The following is a 16,776-nucleotide window of genomic DNA, read 5'->3' on the forward strand; positions in this document are numbered from 1 at the left end:
CGGCGAGAACCGGCTTTTTGTTTTTACACCCCGGCGAATTGCTAAGCCGCCGCTCCGCTCAGCGCCACCTTCACCAGATCGTCGATCTCGGTCGTGATGTTCGACAGCACCCCGGCCACCACCGAAAATTCCTTGCCGGCCTGTCCTGCGCGCGCCGCCACGATGCGGGCATTGAAGGACACCATCTTGGCTTGCTTGGCGATGGTTTCGATGTCCGTCATGATGCCGCGCAATTGCTTCTTCATCAGCAGCGCATGGCGCTTCGACTGGTCTTCGTAGACGCTGGTGATCTGGTTCAGCACGCTCAGCAGCGGCGTGGTGATGCGCACCAGTTCGTCCAGCAACGCCGGCGCGTCGCGCAGGCTGTCGTCGATGGCATTGAGCGTGCGCTCGGCCAGGTTGATGAAATACACAATCTGCGCATCGCCGTCGAGCCGGCCGAAATACGCTTCGCGCACCTCTTCGCAAAAAATGCCGGGAACGGTATCCGAACCCTTCACCAGCGCCGTATGCGCACCGCGGAACAAGGCCAACGCTTCGCGCGCGATCTTGACTGCGCCCTCGTGGCTTTGTGACGCCAGCACCGCATACAGCACCAGGCGCTGCGAGGTGAAGCGGCGTCGTCCCGACAGATTGATCAATGCCCCGAACACCTCGCCCGACAGCGGCTTGGCATCGGCAGCGGAAGTCGTCTCGCTCTTCCCGGTATCGCTGTTTTGCATCAGCTGGATTTGCCCGGAGACCGCCATGTTGTTCCTTTCGTCTGAATCTGTGCTTGCCCGATTTGTTCTGCCTGGCGCTACGCCGCTTCTTTGGCCGGATGCGCCTGTTTGCGATAAAGGAACTCCAGCACGGCAGTGCGGTATTCGGAATACTGCGCATCCTGCGCCAGCGCCACACGCTCGCGCGGACGCGCCAGCTTGACGTCGAGAATCTCGCCGATGGTCGCCGCCGGTCCATTGGTCATCATGACGATGCGGTCCGACAACAGCACCGCTTCGTCGACATCGTGCGTGACCATCACGACCGTCGATTCGGTCTTGGCGACGATCTTCAGCAACTCGTCCTGCAAGTGCGCGCGGGTCAAGGCATCCAGCGCGCCGAAAGGTTCGTCCATCAGCAAGACCTTGGGTTCCATCGCCAGCGCGCGGGCGATGCCGACGCGCTGCTTCATGCCGCCGGAGATCTCGTTCGGACGCTTGCTCTCGGCGGCCGTCAGACCGACCAGCGCCAATGCGGCACGCGTGCGGTCGCGCAGTTGCGTACGGTTTTCCGTGGCGCTGAAGACGCGCTCCACGCCGAGATAAATGTTTTCGTAACACGTCAGCCACGGCAGCAAGGAATGGTTCTGGAACACCACCGAGCGCTCCGGCGACGGGCCGGCGATTTCACGGTTGGCGCACAGCAGCAAACCGTCGCTGGGCATGAGCAAGCCGGCGATCAGGTTCAGCAGCGTCGACTTGCCGCAACCGGAGTGCCCGATCAGGGTGATGAACTCGCCCTTCTGCACGGTCAGGCTGATGTCGCGCAGCGCGTGGAACGCCCCCTTCTTGGTATGGAATACCATCTCGACGTCGTTGATCTCAATAAATTTGTTCATCGTTTCCATCACGGTTCCTTCCCGGCTTCGACTGCGTCATCGTTCCGAATACGTATTCGGAATCTGTGTTCAGAGTCAGTTGCTGACCTGTTCGTAAGTGAAGGCCTTCGCCAGCGCCACCAGCAATTGCTCCAGAATCAAGCCCACTACGCCGATCACGACGATGGCGATGATGATGTGCGGCACGTTCAGGTTGTTCCACTCATCCCACACCCAGAAGCCGATGCCCACGCCGCCGGTCAGCATTTCAGCCGCGACGATCACCAGCCAGGCGGTGCCGATGGCCAGGCGCACGCCGGTCAGCATGTAAGGCAAGACGGACGGGAACAGGATCTTGGTCAGGATCTTCCATTCGGACAGGTTCAGCACGCGCGCCACGTTCATGTAGTCCTGCGGCACACGTTGCACGCCGACGGCGGTGTTGATGATCATCGGCCAGATCGAGCAGATGAAGATCGACCAGATCGCCGCCGGGTTGGCCGACTTGAACACCAGCAGGCCGATCGGCAGCCATGCCAATGGCGACACCGGTTTCAGCAGACTGATGATGGGACCGAACATGCCCGACAGGAATCGCACGCGGCCGATCAGGAAGCCCAGCGGAATCCCCACCAGCGCCGCCAGGCCGAAGCCGATCGCCACGCGCTGCAACGACGCCAGCACGTTCCAGCCTATGCCCTGGTCATTCGGACCGGCGCGGTAAAACGGATCGGAGAACAGCTTGATCGCTTCCTGCAAGGTCACCAGCGGCGTCGGAAAGTTGCCGGTCTTGGCGGCGATGATCTGCCACACCAGCACCAGGAAAGCGAGGCCGGTCAGCGGCGGCAATACCTTCATCAGCAAGCCTGCCATCAGCGGCGATCGCTTCGCCTGCTTCGACTTCGCCTTGACGGCCGGCGCCGATGCAACAACAGCTGTTGCTGAAACTGCAGCTGCAGTTGTTGCAGCCGGCTTCGGTTTTTCGTTCATCGCGGTTTCCATGACTGCGCTCATATCGACTCCTTCACTCTGTACTGCAACAAAGACATGCGGCTATCCATGCTCAGGTTTTGATCTTGAACGAGGCGGCGTAGGCTTTCGGATTCTTGCCGTCCCAGACGGTGCCGTCCATCAGTTTGGAGCTCCGCATCGGATCCTTGGGAATGCTGGTCTTGGTCATGGTCGCAGCTTCCTTGTACAGGTCGATCTGGTTCACCGCCTTGGCCACGGCCAGGTAGTCCGGATCGTCCTTGAGCAAACCCCAGCGGCGATGCTGCGTCATGAACCACATGCCGTCCGACAGATACGGGAAGTTGACCGCGCCGTCGTTGTAGAACTTCATGTAGTTCGGATCGTCCCAGGTCTTGCCGAGACCGTTCTGGTAGCGGCCCATGATGCGCTGGTCGATCACGTCCTTGCTGGTGTTGACATAGGACTTGTCGGCGATGACTTCGGCCATCTTGTTCTTGTTGGCCAGCGAGGCGTCGATCCATTTGCTGGCGTCGAGGATCGCCGCCATCATGGCGCGGCAGGTGTTCGGGTTTTTCTTGACGAAGTCGAGCGAGGTGCCCAGCACTTTTTCAGGATGGTCTTTCCAGATGTCTTGCGTGGTGGTGGCGGTGATGCCGACGCCGTCGACAATCGCGCGATGGCCCCACGGCTCGCCCACGCAGAAGCCGTCCATGTTGCCGACCCGCATATTGGCCACCATCTGCGGCGGCGGCACGGTGATGACCTTGGCGTCCTTCATCGGGTTGATGCCGTTGGCGGCCAGCCAGTAGTACAGCCACATCGCGTGCGTGCCGGTCGGGAAAGTCTGGGCGAAGGTGTATTCGCGCTTGTCGGTTTGCATCAGCTTGGCCAGCGAGGCGCCGTCGACACCGCCCTTGTCGGCGATCTTCTTCGACAGCGTGATGGCCTGGCCGTTGTTGTTCAGGCTCATGAGCACGGCCATGTCTTTCTTCTGGCCGCCGATACCCATTTGCACGCCATAGATGAGGCCGTACAGCACGTGCGCCGCGTCCAGCTCGCCGTTGGTCAGCTTGTCGCGCACGCCGGCCCAGGAGGCTTCCTTGCTGGGCACGATCTTGATGCCGTACTTCTTGTCGAAGCCGAGCACCGAAGCCATGACGACGGAAGCGCAATCGGTCAGCGGGATGAAACCGATCTTCACTTCTTCTTTTTCCGGCTTGTCCGAGCCCGCTGCCCACGCTCCTCCGGTGGCTAATCCCAACATGGTCGCTCCTGTTGCAAGTCCTGCGGTCTGAATTAATTGACGACGCTTGAAATCCACTTCCTCGACAGCTGCCACGGCCTTGTTCGCGTCTTGCTCTTTGAATTCCATTGCGTTTCCCCATTCAGCAAATAAAAAAGGCGTCCCTTCAGCACGCAATGAAGCATGCTGAAAGACGCCTTTGTCTTGGATGGTTCAACCGCCATTGGCCGAACCGTTCGATGCGCAAACCTTGCGCTATATCGAGGATTCAGCAAAGAGCGTGCCAAGTTGGGTAAAAAATCGGGAAAGCCCCGTCGCTACGCTATGAAACGGCAAATCGGCAGGGCTGCGGGAAAACCAAACTCAGGAAAATCCGACGCAGGAAAATGCCGCGTCAGCGCACCGCGTTTGTGCTGCGCACCAATTTGGCGGTGCATGATTGCCCCCTGGGATCAGTGCGACGGGCGGGAAAAATGTCAGCCGAGCAAGTCTTCGACGTCCAGCAAGCGCTGGGCTATTTCGGACAATTTGAGGTTCTTGTTCATGGCCATGCTGCGCAATTTTTGATAGGCCTGCTCTTCCGACAGCTTGTGTTTGGCCATCAGCACGCCCTTGGCGCGCTCGACCACCTTGCGCTCGGCCAGCTTGTGCTTGGTGTCGGACAGCTCGGTGAGCAGCTTTTGCTCCTGGCGGAAACGCGCCAGCGCCACGTCCAGCACGGGCTTGATGCGTTCCGACTGAAGACCGGCCACGATATAGGCGGTGACGCCGGCTTCCATGGCCGCTTCCATGGTGGAGGTGGTGTCGTCTTCGGTAAACATGACGATCGGGCGGCGCTCGTCGCGCGTGGTGATGACAATGTGTTCGAGCACGTCGCGTGCATCGGACTCGGCATCGATGATGATCATGTCGGGCTGCAGCTGGGCGATGCGCTCCGGCAGATAGAGGTCTGCCGGCAGCGAGGCGATGATGTTGTAGCCGGCTTCCAGCAAACCGATGCGCAACGCCTTGCCACGCTCCGCCTGCTCGTGCAGCGCAGTGTCGCTTTCATCGACGTGGTCGATGATGGTGTTGACGACAACGATGCGTAAATTGCGCATGTGTGGTTCCAATGTTCGCCTGGACATCGTAAATCGATTCTGAACTCGTTGCGGGCTGATGTGTTGTTTCTGCGGCCGGATCTGCGGGATGGGCGACAAAGTTGCCGCTCCGATCTTCCCCCGAATGCAGCCGGGCGAATAGTAACTCATTTGCTGCAAGCGCACACTTTATATCATTTCATGATGTATTTCAGCGCCTCAATCCAGGCGCCTTGCATCGCCCCGTCAGCTAGCAGCAAGCAAAAATCAAACCACGATCCGCGGCGCACACCGACGCAAGGATGCTCCACTCCTACTTCGCCACTCGCCTTTTCCTACAGGAAATTGAGGTGCACGCCTATCTACCGCAGCAATCGCGATGGCTAACATCCATCACGTCATCTCCTGCTTTTGCAGGTGAACACGACACCGCATTCGATCCGCGCATTCGATCTATTTTCAGGAGACCCCCATGTTCCGTCGTCATTGCACGCTGCCGGCCGTCAGAAAAACCGCGCAACTTGCCACCTACTTCGCTGCCGGCAGTGCGCTGGCGCTGACATCGGCCGGCGCGCTGGCCGACCCGTCGCCCGCACTTGACCGCTTCAGCCTGTCGGCGGGCGCTTACTATGCCGATCCCACCTTTCGGGTAAACGCCAATACGCAATACGGCAACTTCCAGTCCGGCGACATCGATCGCAACCGCACCACCCTGCCGCGCATACGCGGCGAGTTGCTGCTGTTCGACAGCCAGGGCCTATCCTTCGATTACTTCACCTACAAGAAAAACAACAGCGCAGCCATCGACAGGTCGGCATTGATCGGCGGCACCACCTCCAGCCTGAGCGCCAACGCCGACGCCAACTTGCAGGTCGACATGGCGTCGCTGGCCTACAAATGGTGGATCGGCCAGGGCAGCGACGTATTCGGCATCGGCCTCGGCGCCGGTTATTACCGTGCTCATCTGGATGTGAACGCAGCGGCTACGCTCAACGGCACCGCCGGCACCTTCAACGAAAGCTACACAGAGAAAACCTGGGCGCCGCTGGTCGAATTGGGCTGGAAACACGCCTTCAGCAAAGACTTCCGTCTTTATGCCGAAGCCTCGGGCGTGAAGAAAAACTGGGGCCGCGTCACCGGCCACATCTATAGCGCGGCGCTCGGCGCGGAATGGTATCCGCTGGCCAACCTGGGTATCGGCGCCGACTACGGCATCACACGCATCAACATCAATCGCAGCGGCGGCGGCACCATCAATGACGCCAACCTCGACATCCGCCTCAAAGGGCCGTCGGCCTACGTGAAAGTGCGTTTCTGATATTGACGCTGTGCGCCCGCCGACCGGTGTGGCGCACAGCGCCGGTAATCGCTGCAAGTCCTGCAGTACAACAAGGAGAACAACATGACCATCGGCACCATACTACTGATCGTACTTATCCTGATCCTCATCGGCGCCCTGCCGGCCTGGCCGCACAGCCGCTCATGGGGTTACGGCCCGAGCGGCATCGCCGGCACCGTCGTTATCATCCTGCTGATACTGGTGTTGCTGGGCAGGTTGTAGAAGGTTTTTCTTCCTGGCATCACAAACAGGATATGATGAGCGGCGTTGCATCTGCAGATACCCTGCAGATGCAACGCCGTTTATCATTTTGACTGGAAGGGAGCTCGTAACGATGACAAAAAATCGCCAAAAACACCTTTTGCTACTGCCGTTCTTCCTGGCCGCTTGCTTTACCGCGCATGTCCCTGCGATGGCTGCGGAAGAAGACGTTTCGCAGCAAGATCCGCAGCGCTGGTACGAGGGCGACGACACTGCCCAGCTGCATAACAAGAATCTGATGAAAGAAGCGCACGCAGCCTATGCGCAAGCCCTGGGCGAATGCAAACCGCTCAAGCGCGCCGAAGCCAAAGCCTGCCGCAAGGAAGCGCGCGAGCTGATGCAAAGCGATCTCGACCGGGCCAAGCGCATCTACAAGGCCAATACCGCCGGTAGCGAATAAGAACCCTACGAGGACCAGGACCGCGCTGTTAAGCCGGCATCGCCCCTGTTCGGCACAAAGGGTTGCCGACGCATCTTTCGACACGCCCAAAGACAAGGGGACCAAACTGGTCCCCTTGTTCTTTTCTTGTCTCCACAATGTCCTCCTGCATGACATCCCGCGTACGGCCGGGGATGCGATGAGAAGTCTGTACGACGGCAACCGGCTTATTTACTTGCCGACCTGGTTACCGATCACGCCGCCGACCGCTGCGCCGCCGGCCGTGCCGATGCCGCTGCCGCCTGTCAGCACTGCGCCGCCGACCGCACCGACGCCGGCGCCGATGGCGGTGTTCTTGTCGCGTTGGGACATGCCGCTACAGCCGCTCAATACGGTGAGGGCGCACACAGTGATCGAGGTCACTGCAATCTTATGTATATTTTTCATGATGACACCTCTATAAAAAGTTGATTGATGCTGCCGCTGCAGCAAATGATTCAGTTGAGCGCCGGTTTGCGAGGCGCATACTTTTTAGACGACTTGAAGGCGGATAGTTTCACACCGAAGGACGTCCCAAACATTCGCTTACACTTGCGGGATCGTGCGAGTCACAAGCCTTCTTGCGCATCAGCGCGTGGTCATACACGATGACCGCATTACGGATCGACGAAGGATGCTTTCTCTCTACCATGTCGAGATAGCGGAATTTCTTTTTGTCCGATGCCGGCTTCACGCCGGATGCTTTTCCTGCTTGTGCATGGCTCTTCACCATGAGGACATGAGCGGCATCGTCGTTCGGCACCGGCACTGCTGCTTGCGTAGCGTGAGGGGTAGCGGCGACGGCAGCTGAGCATGCCATCATGCCGACCAGTACGAGCGAAGCAACGGTAACTGTTTTTTTCATAATCCCTCCCTCGACATGTCCTGCGTACCAGGGCCTGTTAAGTCAATACCTGCCTGTTCTTCTCTCGGCCCATCATGACAAAAGCGGGAAAGGCTCAACAGCCGTGCTTCTCCGATTCTGGCGTAAGACGATTCCTACAAGAAAGAGCGGGCCGGCATGAAAATGGGAGCCTTCGCTCCCATTTACCGGCTCAGGATCAGCGATCCTTCAGTGCTTCCTTGGCGTCGCCGTAGCCTTTTTGCAGGCTGCCGTCGATTTGCTTGGCGGCGCCCTTGACCTGTTGTTCCTTGCTGTTCACCATTTCACCGGCCTTTTGTTGGACCTTGCCGGCTACCTGTTTTGCGCTACCTTGAACTTGATCTTTATTCATGATGACTCCTGAAAGTTGAAAGACCAGTTACTGCGATGCTCAACAGTCAACTGCACACATCTCCATGGATGGAAACGCGATGAGTTCATCTTAGCGAGGGGGATGGTGCGGGACTATAAGACAGCCCCGCTTTGAAACGTAGGACAAGCAGAGTAAAAAACGACCTGAAAACCGAACCCCTTGTCAGGCTTATGTATCGGGCTTATGTATCAGGCTTGCGCGGCAGGAGCAGCAGGTGCTGCAGGCGCGGCGATCGGCAGGCGAATGGTGATGAGGGAACCGTTGCCCGGCGTGGAACGGATATCGACTTCGCCGCCGAAGAACGTGGCGCGTTCGCGCAAACCGCGCAAGCCGTAGGTCTTGTTGTTGTCGCGCCGGTCTTGCGAAATACCGACGCCGTTGTCGCGCACGGTCAGGGCGACCTGCTCTTCATCGACATCCAGGATCACGTCGACCTGCGTCGCCTTGGCGTGTTTGGTGACGTTGTTGAGCATCTCCTGCAGCATGCGGTAGATGGCGATTTCCATCTGATGGCCGATGGCGACGTCTTCGTCCGGCAGGCTGGCCTTGCAGGTCATGCCGCTACGCTCGGCCAGCTCGTCCATCTGCTCGGTGATGGCGGCCTTGAGGCCGAACAGGTCGAGCATGTTGGGCCGCAACTCGGTCTGGATGCGTCTCGTGGTGCCGACCAGCGAATTCATCAGCCCCTGGATGCGCGGCTTGCGTTCCTGCCATTTCTCATCGTCGGGCAGGATCTTGTAGACGCTTTCCAGATGCATGCTCAGTGCCGTCAGCGAGGCGCCCATGTTGTCGTGCAGCTCGCGCGCAATCGCCCGTTTCTCTTCTTCGCGTACGGTTTCCAGGTGATTGGTCAGCTCGCGCAGCAGCGCGGTGCGCTCGACCACCGTTTTCTCCAGCTGCGCTTCACGCTCGCGCAGCGAGTCTTCCGCGCGTTTGCGCTCGGAGATGTCGGTACTGATGCCGATCACGCCCAGCACATTGCCGACCTTGTCGAACCAGGGCACGCGCGTCGATTGATACGTGAAGACGCCGTGCGGCAAATGCAGGGTCTGCTCGATGGTTTCCGGCAGGCCGCTGGCCATGACGCGCCGGTCGTCTTCATCGATGCGCTCGGCGTCTTCCTTGTGCGCGAACAGTTCGCGGCTGGCGCGGTACATCGCCTCTTCCCAGGTCTTGCCGACTTGCTGCAGCATGGCCGGATTGGCGAACACCAGCAGCCCCTGGCGATTCTTGACGAAGATCGGTTCGCGCGTGCTGTCGCTGACCGCGGTCAGCAGGGAATTGGTTTCCGCCAGCTTGGCGGCGCTCTGCATGCGCGCGCCGTATTCGCGATCGAGCCGGCCGGCGAAACGCCAGAAAATGAACACCACCAGCGCACCGTCGATCAGCGTCAGGAAAGGCAACATCAGGCGGTCGGCATAGAGGCCGTATTCGGCGCCGCGCGCCACCAGCAGATTGAGGATCAGGATCAGCAGCAGCATCGACGGCAGCAGGCGGCGCAGCATGTTGCCGCCGGGCGCGTGACTGACGATGATCGCCATCAGGCGATGCGAAGGCCGCGCCATCAGCAGCGCCGCGCTCAGCAACAAGAAGCCCAGCGCCGACAGGAAAGGAATCCCGGTCGAATAATGCAGGAAGGTCAGCTTGTTGACGCCATACAGATAACCGACCAGAGGAATGGCGCTCAGACCGATCAGGATGAAGGCCAGATACTCGGCCGGATAGTGGCGTGCGTGGATGCGTACATCATGCAGCAGCAAGGTCAGCGCGATCAGGACGAAGCTGCCCGCCGCCAGCGGATGGATCGCCGCGCCGAACGCACTGTGCGCAAGGGAAATCGTGGAAAGCAAGCCCGGCAGGCGGTCGCCCAGCAAACTCAGTCCGAACACGTTCTGCAACAGGAAACCGGCTCCCAGCACCAGCAGCAGGCAGGCCACGATACGCGCAGAAATCGCCAGGCGGCGACTCGATTGGTCGACGTTGAGGCATTGCATGTAGAGCGCCGCCCCCGCCAGGATGAAACCGACCGCCGTGCTGCCCTGCACCGCGATCAGATCCGCCAGGATCTTGCGGTAGTCGTCTTCGGCATAACAGCTGATAAGCACCACCATGCCGAACAGCACGATGATCATGGCCAGGCTCATCGCCGCCGTGACGATGCTGGCAAAATTCGCCTGCGTGGCGACGTAGTGCTCCAGCGATGAACTTTCACCGATCTCGTTGCGTACTGCCTTTATTTGCATGTGCCGAAGCCCCCGGATTGTGCCGTTGAGTGCGCAAACGTCACGTGGCGAACACGCATCTTCGTTCTTGCACCGGCTACATTATTTTAGACAGGTAATTCTGCCTGCGCTGCACGACATAAACCGGTCATGCCGGCGTGTAGCCGCGCAATGGCGCCATTCCTTTTCCCTTGCCGCTGAGTCTTTCGATCAGGCTGCGCAACTTGGTAAATTCAGAAGATTTGTCGAAGAAGAATTGCACGCCGTATTGCAAGCCGACACGGCGATAGGTGGCGCTGACATGATTGCTGAAGATGATCTTGAGCTCGTCATGGCTCTTCTTGCCGGAACGCGCCAGCGACTGCAACAGATTCATGCCGTTGCCCTGCCTGAGCTGGATGTCCAGGATCAGCACATCGTAGCTTTCGTTTTCCAGATGGGCGGCGGCGTCATCTTCGGTCTCGGCATAACCGGCCAGTTCAACGCCCGGAATCTCCGCGAGGCTTTCCATGATCAGGTCGCGCACGTCGGCCGAATCTTCGACGAGGAATACCGTCAGCGGCGCATTCGCGCTGCGCCCCATCCTTTCCGACATTTCCTGCAATACCTGTTCCATGATTACTATCCTGACACTCAAATCCAAAATCCCGGGCCGGTATGGCAAACGACAGTGCGGCGTATGGTCCGCACATTCCTGCCGTCATGTTTCGTCAATCGATCAGATTATTCTTGATGGCGTAATAAATGATATCGGCGTTGTTGGCCATATTCATCTTCTGCAATACGCGCGACCGGTAGGTGCTCACGGTCTTCACGCTCAGACAGAGTTCATCGGCGATCTGCGTCACGCCCTGGCCCTGTCCCAGCTTGTAAAAAATTTCATATTCGCGTTGCGACAGCGTTTCGTGCAGCGGTTTTTCCGAATCCACAGGATCGGTAGTCAGCAACTCCGCCACGCCGTAGCTGATGTATTTGTGGCCGCGCAGAATAGTGTTGATGGCGCTGACCAGATCGGTCGCGAGCGCTTCCTTCTGTACATAGCCGCTGGCGCCGCTGCGCAGCACCTGCACCGCATAGCGGCTTTCCGGATGCATGCTCAGCATGAGCACCGGCAAGGCCGGCTTTTCGCGTTTGATTTGTTTTAATACTTCGACGCCGCTTTTATCCGGCATCGCAATGTCGAGCAGGACAATGTCCCACTCCTGCGTACGCACCAGGCGGATCGCCTCTTCGGCGGTACTTGCTTCACCGCCGACTTCCATGTTCGGAATGTCCGCAATAAAGTGCTGGACACCAGCACGCACGACAGCGTGATCATCGACTACCAATATTTTTGTCATAGTTTTTACCAGCATCAAGTTCAATGCTGCAGTCCTTCCTGATCAGGCAAATGCGGTACGACTGCGCTGTTCCTTGCCTGCTGTGCAGCGTTTCCGTCATTTGATTGAGTTGCCCGGCGGCACCGGGGCCTTCCGCGGCTAACTATACCTTATTACCTCTTGCTGCTTGGTTCCGATAAAACAATTGTCCGGCAAACAAGCTCCGGATCGGATCCGGGCGGCAGCCGCAGCCGCCGCCGGAAAAGACCTTACTTGAGGCGCAGGTCGTTCTTCACCGAAGTCACGCCCTTGACGCCGCGCGCCAGTTCGGTAGCACGGGTAGCGCTGGTTGCCGAGCTGACAAAACCGCTCAACTGCACGACACCCTTGTAGGTCTCGACGTTGATTTCGGCCGACTTCAGGTTAGGTTCCTGGAGGATGGCGGTCTTCACCTTGGTGGTGATGACGGCATCATCGACATACTCGCCGGTGCCTTCCTTGTTGGGACCGGAAGCGCAGCCGACCAGCGACACCATCATCAGTGCGAGGAAAAAGCCCATAAAGCGTTTGGTCAAAGATAAAGTCATGATGATCTCCTTGTTGGTAAATTCGAATACATTAGTGTGATTGTTTTTATGGAGAAGCATCGCTACCTCTCCATGACCTTACTGGATTGCTGCGAATTACTTGCCGTACTTGGCCTTGGCGGCGGTCGTGCACTTGTCTTGTTCCGCACCCTTCAAGGCATCGCACTTTTCCTTGGCGACGCTGTAATCGGCATCATTGGTGGTCTTGGCTGCATCCTTGTTGGCGTCCTTGGTCTTGCGCTTGGCCTTGGCGTCGGCGATCGCAGTTTCGTGCGCAGCCTTGGCTTCCTTATTGCAGACGTCTTCCTCATTGCCCTTGAGCGGCTTGCACTTGGCCTTGGCGGTCTTGTAGTCCGCATCGGCGGCGGCGACGTCAGCCTTGTATTGGGATTTGACGGCGTCGGCGGCGTTTGCCAGGCTATGCGCGCCGAAAGCGGCGGTGGTCAGGATGCAGGTGGCGATGAGTTTTTTCATGAGATTTCCTTTATTGATCTATAAGACGAAATGGGTTGACGGAAATGCGGTCCGGGCGGGGGATCAGAGCGTAGCCCGCAGGCTCGCATCGATCGCGCACCTATGGCGCACGAATCAATGACGCCAATCCTTGTTGCTGTCCTCGAAAGCCTTGATCTGCTTTTCGGTTTCGTCCTTGTTGATGCCATATGCTTCCTGGATGCGGCCGGCCAGCTCTTCGCGCTTGCCGTTGATGGTGTCGAGCTGATCATCGGTCAGCTTGCCCCATTGCTGCTTGGCCTTGCCTTTAAACTGTTTCCAGTTGCCTTCAATGATGTCCCAGTTCATGCTGTTCTCCTTGCTTGTTGTCGATAGTGTGGTTTTGCCAGACAGTGCCGGGGGCATGTCTTCCACCGGCGTCTATGCGCCGGTCAGGCGCAGTCAATCCAGCAGGTCGCTCATGTCGTCGGCGTGTTCTTCTTCCTTCGCCATGATGGAGATGAGCAAATGCTTGGTGGTCGGATCGTCGTCGCCGATGCGTTCGATCATCTGGCGATAAGTCTCGATGGCGATACGCTCTGCGATCAGGTTGGCGCGAATCATCGACTTGATGTCGGTCGATTCGTCATAATCCGCGTGGCTGCGTTCGGACAGCTCGCGGGGGTTGAAATTCGGCTCGCCGTTCAATTGCACGATGCGTTCGGCGATCTGGTTGGCGTGCTGTTCTTCTTCCAGCGCGTGTTCGAGGAACTCGGCCTTGATCGGTTCGTTTTCCAGACCGGTCGCGGTGAAATAGTGACGCTTGTAGCGCAGCACGCAGACCAGCTCGGTCGCCAGCGCATCGTTGAGCATGGCGACCACTTCTTCACGATCGCCTTTGTAACCCTTGGTCACGGCGCCGTCGCTCAGCTTCATGGCGTCCTGGCGCACTTTCTCGCGGTCGATGTGAAACGGCTTGCCGCTGATGTGGTGCACCGTGGATGGTTTGCTTGACATGATCGTGTTCCTTTATCCGGTTGGCTGTATGGCTGAGGATGAGCCGGCGCTTAGCGTTCGCAGCTGCGCGACACGCACAGGCCGAGCAACAGGCCGACGCCGGTGGAGATGGCAATGGCCCGCCACGGGTTGGACTGCACGTAATCGTCGGTGGTGGCGGCGATTTCCTTGCCGGTCTGCACTACATACGATTGAATCCCCTGGGCCTTGATGAACGCACGGTCGAGGATTTCCTCGCCCTTGGCGCGCAGATCGGCGGCTTTCTGGCCGGTTGCCGCAGCGGCTTCATTGAACAGTTCCTGGGCTTCCTGCAACAGCACCTGGACGTCGGTTCGGACGGTTCGCAATTTTTCTTCGCGCATTTTTTAACTCCTTGTTTGTTGGCTTCGGCTTATGGCTCAATACATGAAGTATTGAAGAACGAGCAGCATCAGCAGAGGCATACCCACTAACCAGCAAAGCACCAGTTTTTCCATGATTGCACCCGTTTCGATCTGTTCTTGTGTCGTGAAACGAACCGCTTGTCTCTTCCTTGTTTCCCTGTAATCCGCGTGGCTACATAGCGTTGCGGACCCGGTAACTGAACGATACTTTCTGACTGCATCATCAGCGATAGGACTGCTGCTGATTGCCTTGTAGGACAAGGCCGGTAAAACACCATCCCTTGCATGACCCTCAATCAGGGCGTAGCGTCCTGCGATAGCACATCGCTTTGTGCAGCCGGCGCCGGCATGGCCGGCTGAAATACATTGCCGCCTTCACCCTCCCAGCGTTGCAAGGCCTTGCGGTGCGCGCGTTGGTCGGCGCGCTGCAGGCGATTGGCGCAAATGTTGAGGACGGCAACGACTGCTGCACTGGAAATACCCAGCGCCAGCAACAGGCTTCGTTTGGTCAGCATGGCGATCTCCCTGTTCTCTTTGTTAATTTCTTTGCGAGGCAACCGGCTCAGGCCGAGAGATGCTGCTTCGCAGAATGCTTGATCGAGTGCTTGATGATCTGGCGCGCATCGCCGAGGGTGCGCTGCACCTTGCCTGCTTCCTGCAATTGCAGGGCATGGCGGCGGCGCGACTGATCGCCGGAAACTCTGGCCATGTTTGCATGCAGACGTCCCAGTGCAATTTTCAGATTGCCTACCAATTGGTCTTTGTTCATGACGCGCTCCTCGGCTTTGATGATGCGATGGGAGGATCGTAGCAATGCCTTCGGGCAAGAGGTATAGGACGCCCGCCCATTGTCTTGTAGGACAAGATGAGAAGCCGCGCCGGCAAAGGCTTTCCGCCTATCTCCACAGTGATCGTTACCGATCTTTGCGCTTGCCTTCCTACAAGCGATTGCGCAGGCGTCTGATGGCCCCGGCGCGGTGCAGCTACTACGATGCAAACATTGGATGGCAAGTCGGCCGAAGCTTGGCAAGTCTTGGCAATACGTCAAGATTATTCCGCGCTTGCCGCCTGATCGCAGACAGGCACGCAAAGAACCGATGCGCGTCTCCTGGTCAATACGCAGCTCAATGCGTTGACCTCACATTTCAAGGAGCAGATATGGGTAAGTATTTCCTCGCCTGGATACTGGGCGTTCCCGCTTTCGTGCTGGTGCTGATCTACTTTTTCGTGCACTGATGTACTGATGCAGCGATGTAAGAGCAGAAAAAGAAAAAACTTTTCCCCTCCATTTCAATGAAAGGCACATGATGAAAAACGATCAACTGATTGATACCCTGAACGACCTGATCCAGATTTCGAAGGACGGCGAAGAAGGTTTCCGCGTCTGCGCGGAAGACGCATCGGAACGCCAGGCGTATTACAAGACCCAGTTCCTGGAACGCTCGCAGGCCTGCGGCCAGAGTGCGCTGGAATTGCAGAACCTGGTGCGTGCGCTGGGCGGCGAACCGACCAACCACACCACGGTCAGCGGCGCCCTGCATCGCCAATGGATCAACATCAAGAGCGCCATCGTCGGCAAGAACGACGAAGCGATTCTCAACGAATGCGAACGCGGTGAAGATGCCGCAGTGAACGCCTATCGCAAGGCCCTGGCGGAAGATTTGCCGAGCGACGTGCGCCTGCTCGTCGAGCGCCAGTACCAGGGTGTGCTCGCCAATCACGACCGCGTCAAGGCATTGCGCGATCAGGTGCGCGCCAAGAAGGCGGCATAAGCATGCGGTAGCAAGCGACGCACGCATGTCTCCCAACATGCGTGCGCCGGAAATAAAAAAGAGCGGCTCACAAGCCGCTCTTTTTTATTTTACTGACAGATCTCCGTCTTATTTTTTGTGATGCTTCAGCATCAACGCCAGCTCTTGCAGCGCGACCAGCATGGTCTTGATGAATTCGCGTGTCGGTTCATGCGTCAACTTGCCGCCGGCGTCGAAACGATCGCCGGCGCCGCCGATCATGACTTCCGGCTTGTTGAGAAATTTCAGATCGAGAAAGACGCCGATCTGGCGCAAGTGATATTGCGCGCGCGCCGTACCGACGGCGCCCGGGCTGGCGCCCATGATGGCGGTCGCCTTGCCTGCGAAAGGTTGCTCCGGCGGGCGCGAGGCCCAGTCGATGGCGTTTTTCAGCAAGCCGGGAATCGAATAATTGTATTCCGGCGTAGAGAACAGGATCGCATCCGCTTCGGCAATCTGCTTGCGAAAACGCTCCACCGAAGGCGGCCATCCTTTGGCGCGTACATCGTCGTTGTAGAGGGGAATATCGGAGATGTCGGCTTGGATCAGACGCACTCCGGGCGGCAGCAATTCCGCTGCGGCGTGCAGCGCTGCCGTGTTGTAAGAACCTGCGCGCAAGCTGCCGGAGATGCCGAGAATAGTGATCGGGGTATCGCTCATTTCAATGTCCTTTGATGAGGGAGTTGAATCTGAAAACAGCGGAAACACCGACCTATCCTACACCAGACTTGCGCGCCGCTTTCTTAGCCCTCACCCAGATAAGCCGCCTTGACACGCGGATCATTAAGCATCTGCTTGGCATCGCCGGTCATGGTGATCAGGCCCGACTCCATCACATAACCGCGATGCGCCGCCTCCAGCGCCAGCTTGGCGTTCTGC

Annotated in this window: 23 protein-coding genes and 1 pseudogene; 4 read left to right on the plus strand and 20 right to left on the minus strand. The window is 58.3% G+C overall.

Going from position 1 to position 16,776, the window contains the following annotated elements; translation table 11 throughout:
* Window positions 1-41 precede the first annotated feature (41 nt).
* From AKL25_RS20100 to AKL25_RS20120, 5 genes are all read right to left on the minus strand, one after another.
* Window positions 42-722, minus strand: a complete 681-nt coding sequence (locus AKL25_RS20100; RefSeq protein WP_050479510.1) for a methyl-accepting chemotaxis protein — start codon at window positions 720-722, stop codon at window positions 42-44.
* Between the two features lie 77 nt (window positions 723-799).
* Window positions 800-1,609, minus strand: a complete 810-nt coding sequence (locus AKL25_RS20105; protein WP_205627281.1) for an ABC transporter ATP-binding protein — start codon at window positions 1,607-1,609, stop codon at window positions 800-802.
* Window positions 1,610-1,675: 66 nt separating this feature from the next.
* On the minus strand, window positions 1,676-2,593 hold the full coding sequence (gene ntrB, locus AKL25_RS20110) for a nitrate ABC transporter permease (RefSeq protein ID WP_050479489.1): 918 nt from the start codon (window positions 2,591-2,593) through the stop codon (window positions 1,676-1,678).
* A 49-nt stretch (window positions 2,594-2,642) separates the two neighbouring features.
* Window positions 2,643-3,815, minus strand: coding sequence for a CmpA/NrtA family ABC transporter substrate-binding protein (locus tag AKL25_RS20115; RefSeq protein ID WP_050479513.1), 1,173 nt, complete (start codon window positions 3,813-3,815; stop codon window positions 2,643-2,645).
* A gap of 455 nt (window positions 3,816-4,270) precedes the next feature.
* The gene (locus AKL25_RS20120; RefSeq protein WP_050479490.1) at window positions 4,271-4,894 is read right to left on the minus strand and encodes an ANTAR domain-containing response regulator; all 624 of its coding nucleotides are present in this window, start codon (window positions 4,892-4,894) and stop codon (window positions 4,271-4,273) included.
* 451 nt (window positions 4,895-5,345) lie between these two features.
* Here AKL25_RS20120 and AKL25_RS20125 point away from each other — a divergent pair, with 451 nt between their 5' ends.
* The 3 genes from AKL25_RS20125 to AKL25_RS20130 all read left to right on the plus strand — a co-directional run bounded on the left by AKL25_RS20125 (window position 5,346) and on the right by AKL25_RS20130 (window position 6,873).
* On the plus strand, window positions 5,346-6,191 hold the full coding sequence (locus AKL25_RS20125; RefSeq protein WP_050479491.1) for a hypothetical protein: 846 nt from the start codon (window positions 5,346-5,348) through the stop codon (window positions 6,189-6,191).
* Window positions 6,192-6,275: 84 nt separating this feature from the next.
* Window positions 6,276-6,434, plus strand: coding sequence for a DUF3309 family protein (locus tag AKL25_RS23915; RefSeq protein ID WP_007878300.1), 159 nt, complete (start codon window positions 6,276-6,278; stop codon window positions 6,432-6,434).
* Between the two features lie 112 nt (window positions 6,435-6,546).
* Entirely contained in the window at window positions 6,547-6,873 is a 327-nt protein-coding gene (locus tag AKL25_RS20130; RefSeq protein ID WP_050479492.1) for a hypothetical protein, read from the plus strand.
* A gap of 210 nt (window positions 6,874-7,083) precedes the next feature.
* Here AKL25_RS20130 and AKL25_RS20135 read toward each other — a convergent pair whose 3' ends face one another.
* The 13 genes from AKL25_RS20135 to AKL25_RS20200 all read right to left on the minus strand — a co-directional run bounded on the left by AKL25_RS20135 (window position 7,084) and on the right by AKL25_RS20200 (window position 14,876).
* Complete coding sequence (locus tag AKL25_RS20135) at window positions 7,084-7,299, minus strand: glycine zipper 2TM domain-containing protein (RefSeq protein WP_050479493.1); 216 nt, start codon at window positions 7,297-7,299, stop codon at window positions 7,084-7,086.
* A 109-nt stretch (window positions 7,300-7,408) separates the two neighbouring features.
* A complete protein-coding gene (locus AKL25_RS24310; RefSeq protein WP_157050711.1) occupies window positions 7,409-7,756 on the minus strand; it encodes a hypothetical protein in 348 nt (115 codons plus the stop codon).
* A gap of 196 nt (window positions 7,757-7,952) precedes the next feature.
* Window positions 7,953-8,126 (minus strand): CsbD family protein, encoded by a 174-nt coding sequence (locus tag AKL25_RS20145; RefSeq protein ID WP_050479495.1) that lies wholly within the window; start codon window positions 8,124-8,126, stop codon window positions 7,953-7,955.
* A gap of 209 nt (window positions 8,127-8,335) precedes the next feature.
* The gene (locus AKL25_RS20150; protein WP_050479496.1) at window positions 8,336-10,390 is read right to left on the minus strand and encodes a PAS domain-containing sensor histidine kinase; all 2,055 of its coding nucleotides are present in this window, start codon (window positions 10,388-10,390) and stop codon (window positions 8,336-8,338) included.
* Window positions 10,391-10,517: 127 nt separating this feature from the next.
* Window positions 10,518-10,985, minus strand: a complete 468-nt coding sequence (locus AKL25_RS20155; protein ID WP_050479497.1) for a response regulator — start codon at window positions 10,983-10,985, stop codon at window positions 10,518-10,520.
* 94 nt (window positions 10,986-11,079) lie between these two features.
* Window positions 11,080-11,709, minus strand: a complete 630-nt coding sequence (locus AKL25_RS20160) for a response regulator (protein ID WP_034298516.1) — start codon at window positions 11,707-11,709, stop codon at window positions 11,080-11,082.
* A 248-nt stretch (window positions 11,710-11,957) separates the two neighbouring features.
* A complete protein-coding gene (locus tag AKL25_RS20165) occupies window positions 11,958-12,275 on the minus strand; it encodes a BON domain-containing protein (protein WP_050479514.1) in 318 nt (105 codons plus the stop codon).
* 96 nt (window positions 12,276-12,371) lie between these two features.
* A complete protein-coding gene (locus AKL25_RS20170; RefSeq protein ID WP_050479498.1) occupies window positions 12,372-12,749 on the minus strand; it encodes a hypothetical protein in 378 nt (125 codons plus the stop codon).
* Between the two features lie 114 nt (window positions 12,750-12,863).
* Complete coding sequence (locus AKL25_RS20175; protein WP_050479499.1) at window positions 12,864-13,076, minus strand: CsbD family protein; 213 nt, start codon at window positions 13,074-13,076, stop codon at window positions 12,864-12,866.
* A 93-nt stretch (window positions 13,077-13,169) separates the two neighbouring features.
* Window positions 13,170-13,724, minus strand: a complete 555-nt coding sequence (locus AKL25_RS20180) for a ferritin-like domain-containing protein (protein ID WP_157050712.1) — start codon at window positions 13,722-13,724, stop codon at window positions 13,170-13,172.
* Between the two features lie 50 nt (window positions 13,725-13,774).
* Window positions 13,775-14,086 (minus strand): ElaB/YgaM/YqjD family protein, encoded by a 312-nt coding sequence (locus tag AKL25_RS20185; RefSeq protein WP_050479500.1) that lies wholly within the window; start codon window positions 14,084-14,086, stop codon window positions 13,775-13,777.
* Window positions 14,087-14,403: 317 nt separating this feature from the next.
* Window positions 14,404-14,622 carry a hypothetical protein gene (locus AKL25_RS20195; RefSeq protein WP_050479502.1) on the minus strand — a complete coding sequence of 73 codons (219 nt, stop codon included), beginning with the start codon at window positions 14,620-14,622 and terminating at the stop codon, window positions 14,404-14,406.
* Between the two features lie 47 nt (window positions 14,623-14,669).
* The gene (locus AKL25_RS20200) at window positions 14,670-14,876 is read right to left on the minus strand and encodes a hypothetical protein (protein WP_050479503.1); all 207 of its coding nucleotides are present in this window, start codon (window positions 14,874-14,876) and stop codon (window positions 14,670-14,672) included.
* Window positions 14,877-15,414: 538 nt separating this feature from the next.
* Between AKL25_RS20200 and AKL25_RS20205 the strand changes: the two genes are divergently transcribed.
* The gene (locus AKL25_RS20205; RefSeq protein ID WP_050479516.1) at window positions 15,415-15,879 is read left to right on the plus strand and encodes a PA2169 family four-helix-bundle protein; all 465 of its coding nucleotides are present in this window, start codon (window positions 15,415-15,417) and stop codon (window positions 15,877-15,879) included.
* Window positions 15,880-15,987: 108 nt separating this feature from the next.
* Here AKL25_RS20205 and AKL25_RS20210 read toward each other — a convergent pair whose 3' ends face one another.
* Window positions 15,988-16,557 carry an NADPH-dependent FMN reductase gene (locus AKL25_RS20210; RefSeq protein WP_050479504.1) on the minus strand — a complete coding sequence of 190 codons (570 nt, stop codon included), beginning with the start codon at window positions 16,555-16,557 and terminating at the stop codon, window positions 15,988-15,990.
* 83 nt (window positions 16,558-16,640) lie between these two features.
* Window positions 16,641-16,776: pseudogene (locus AKL25_RS20215) on the minus strand (ABC transporter ATP-binding protein); the annotation flags it as partial.

Origin of the sequence: Herbaspirillum rhizosphaerae (assembly GCF_001189965.1) — a bacterium.
Lineage (GTDB): Bacteria > Pseudomonadota > Gammaproteobacteria > Burkholderiales > Burkholderiaceae_D > Herbaspirillum > Herbaspirillum rhizosphaerae.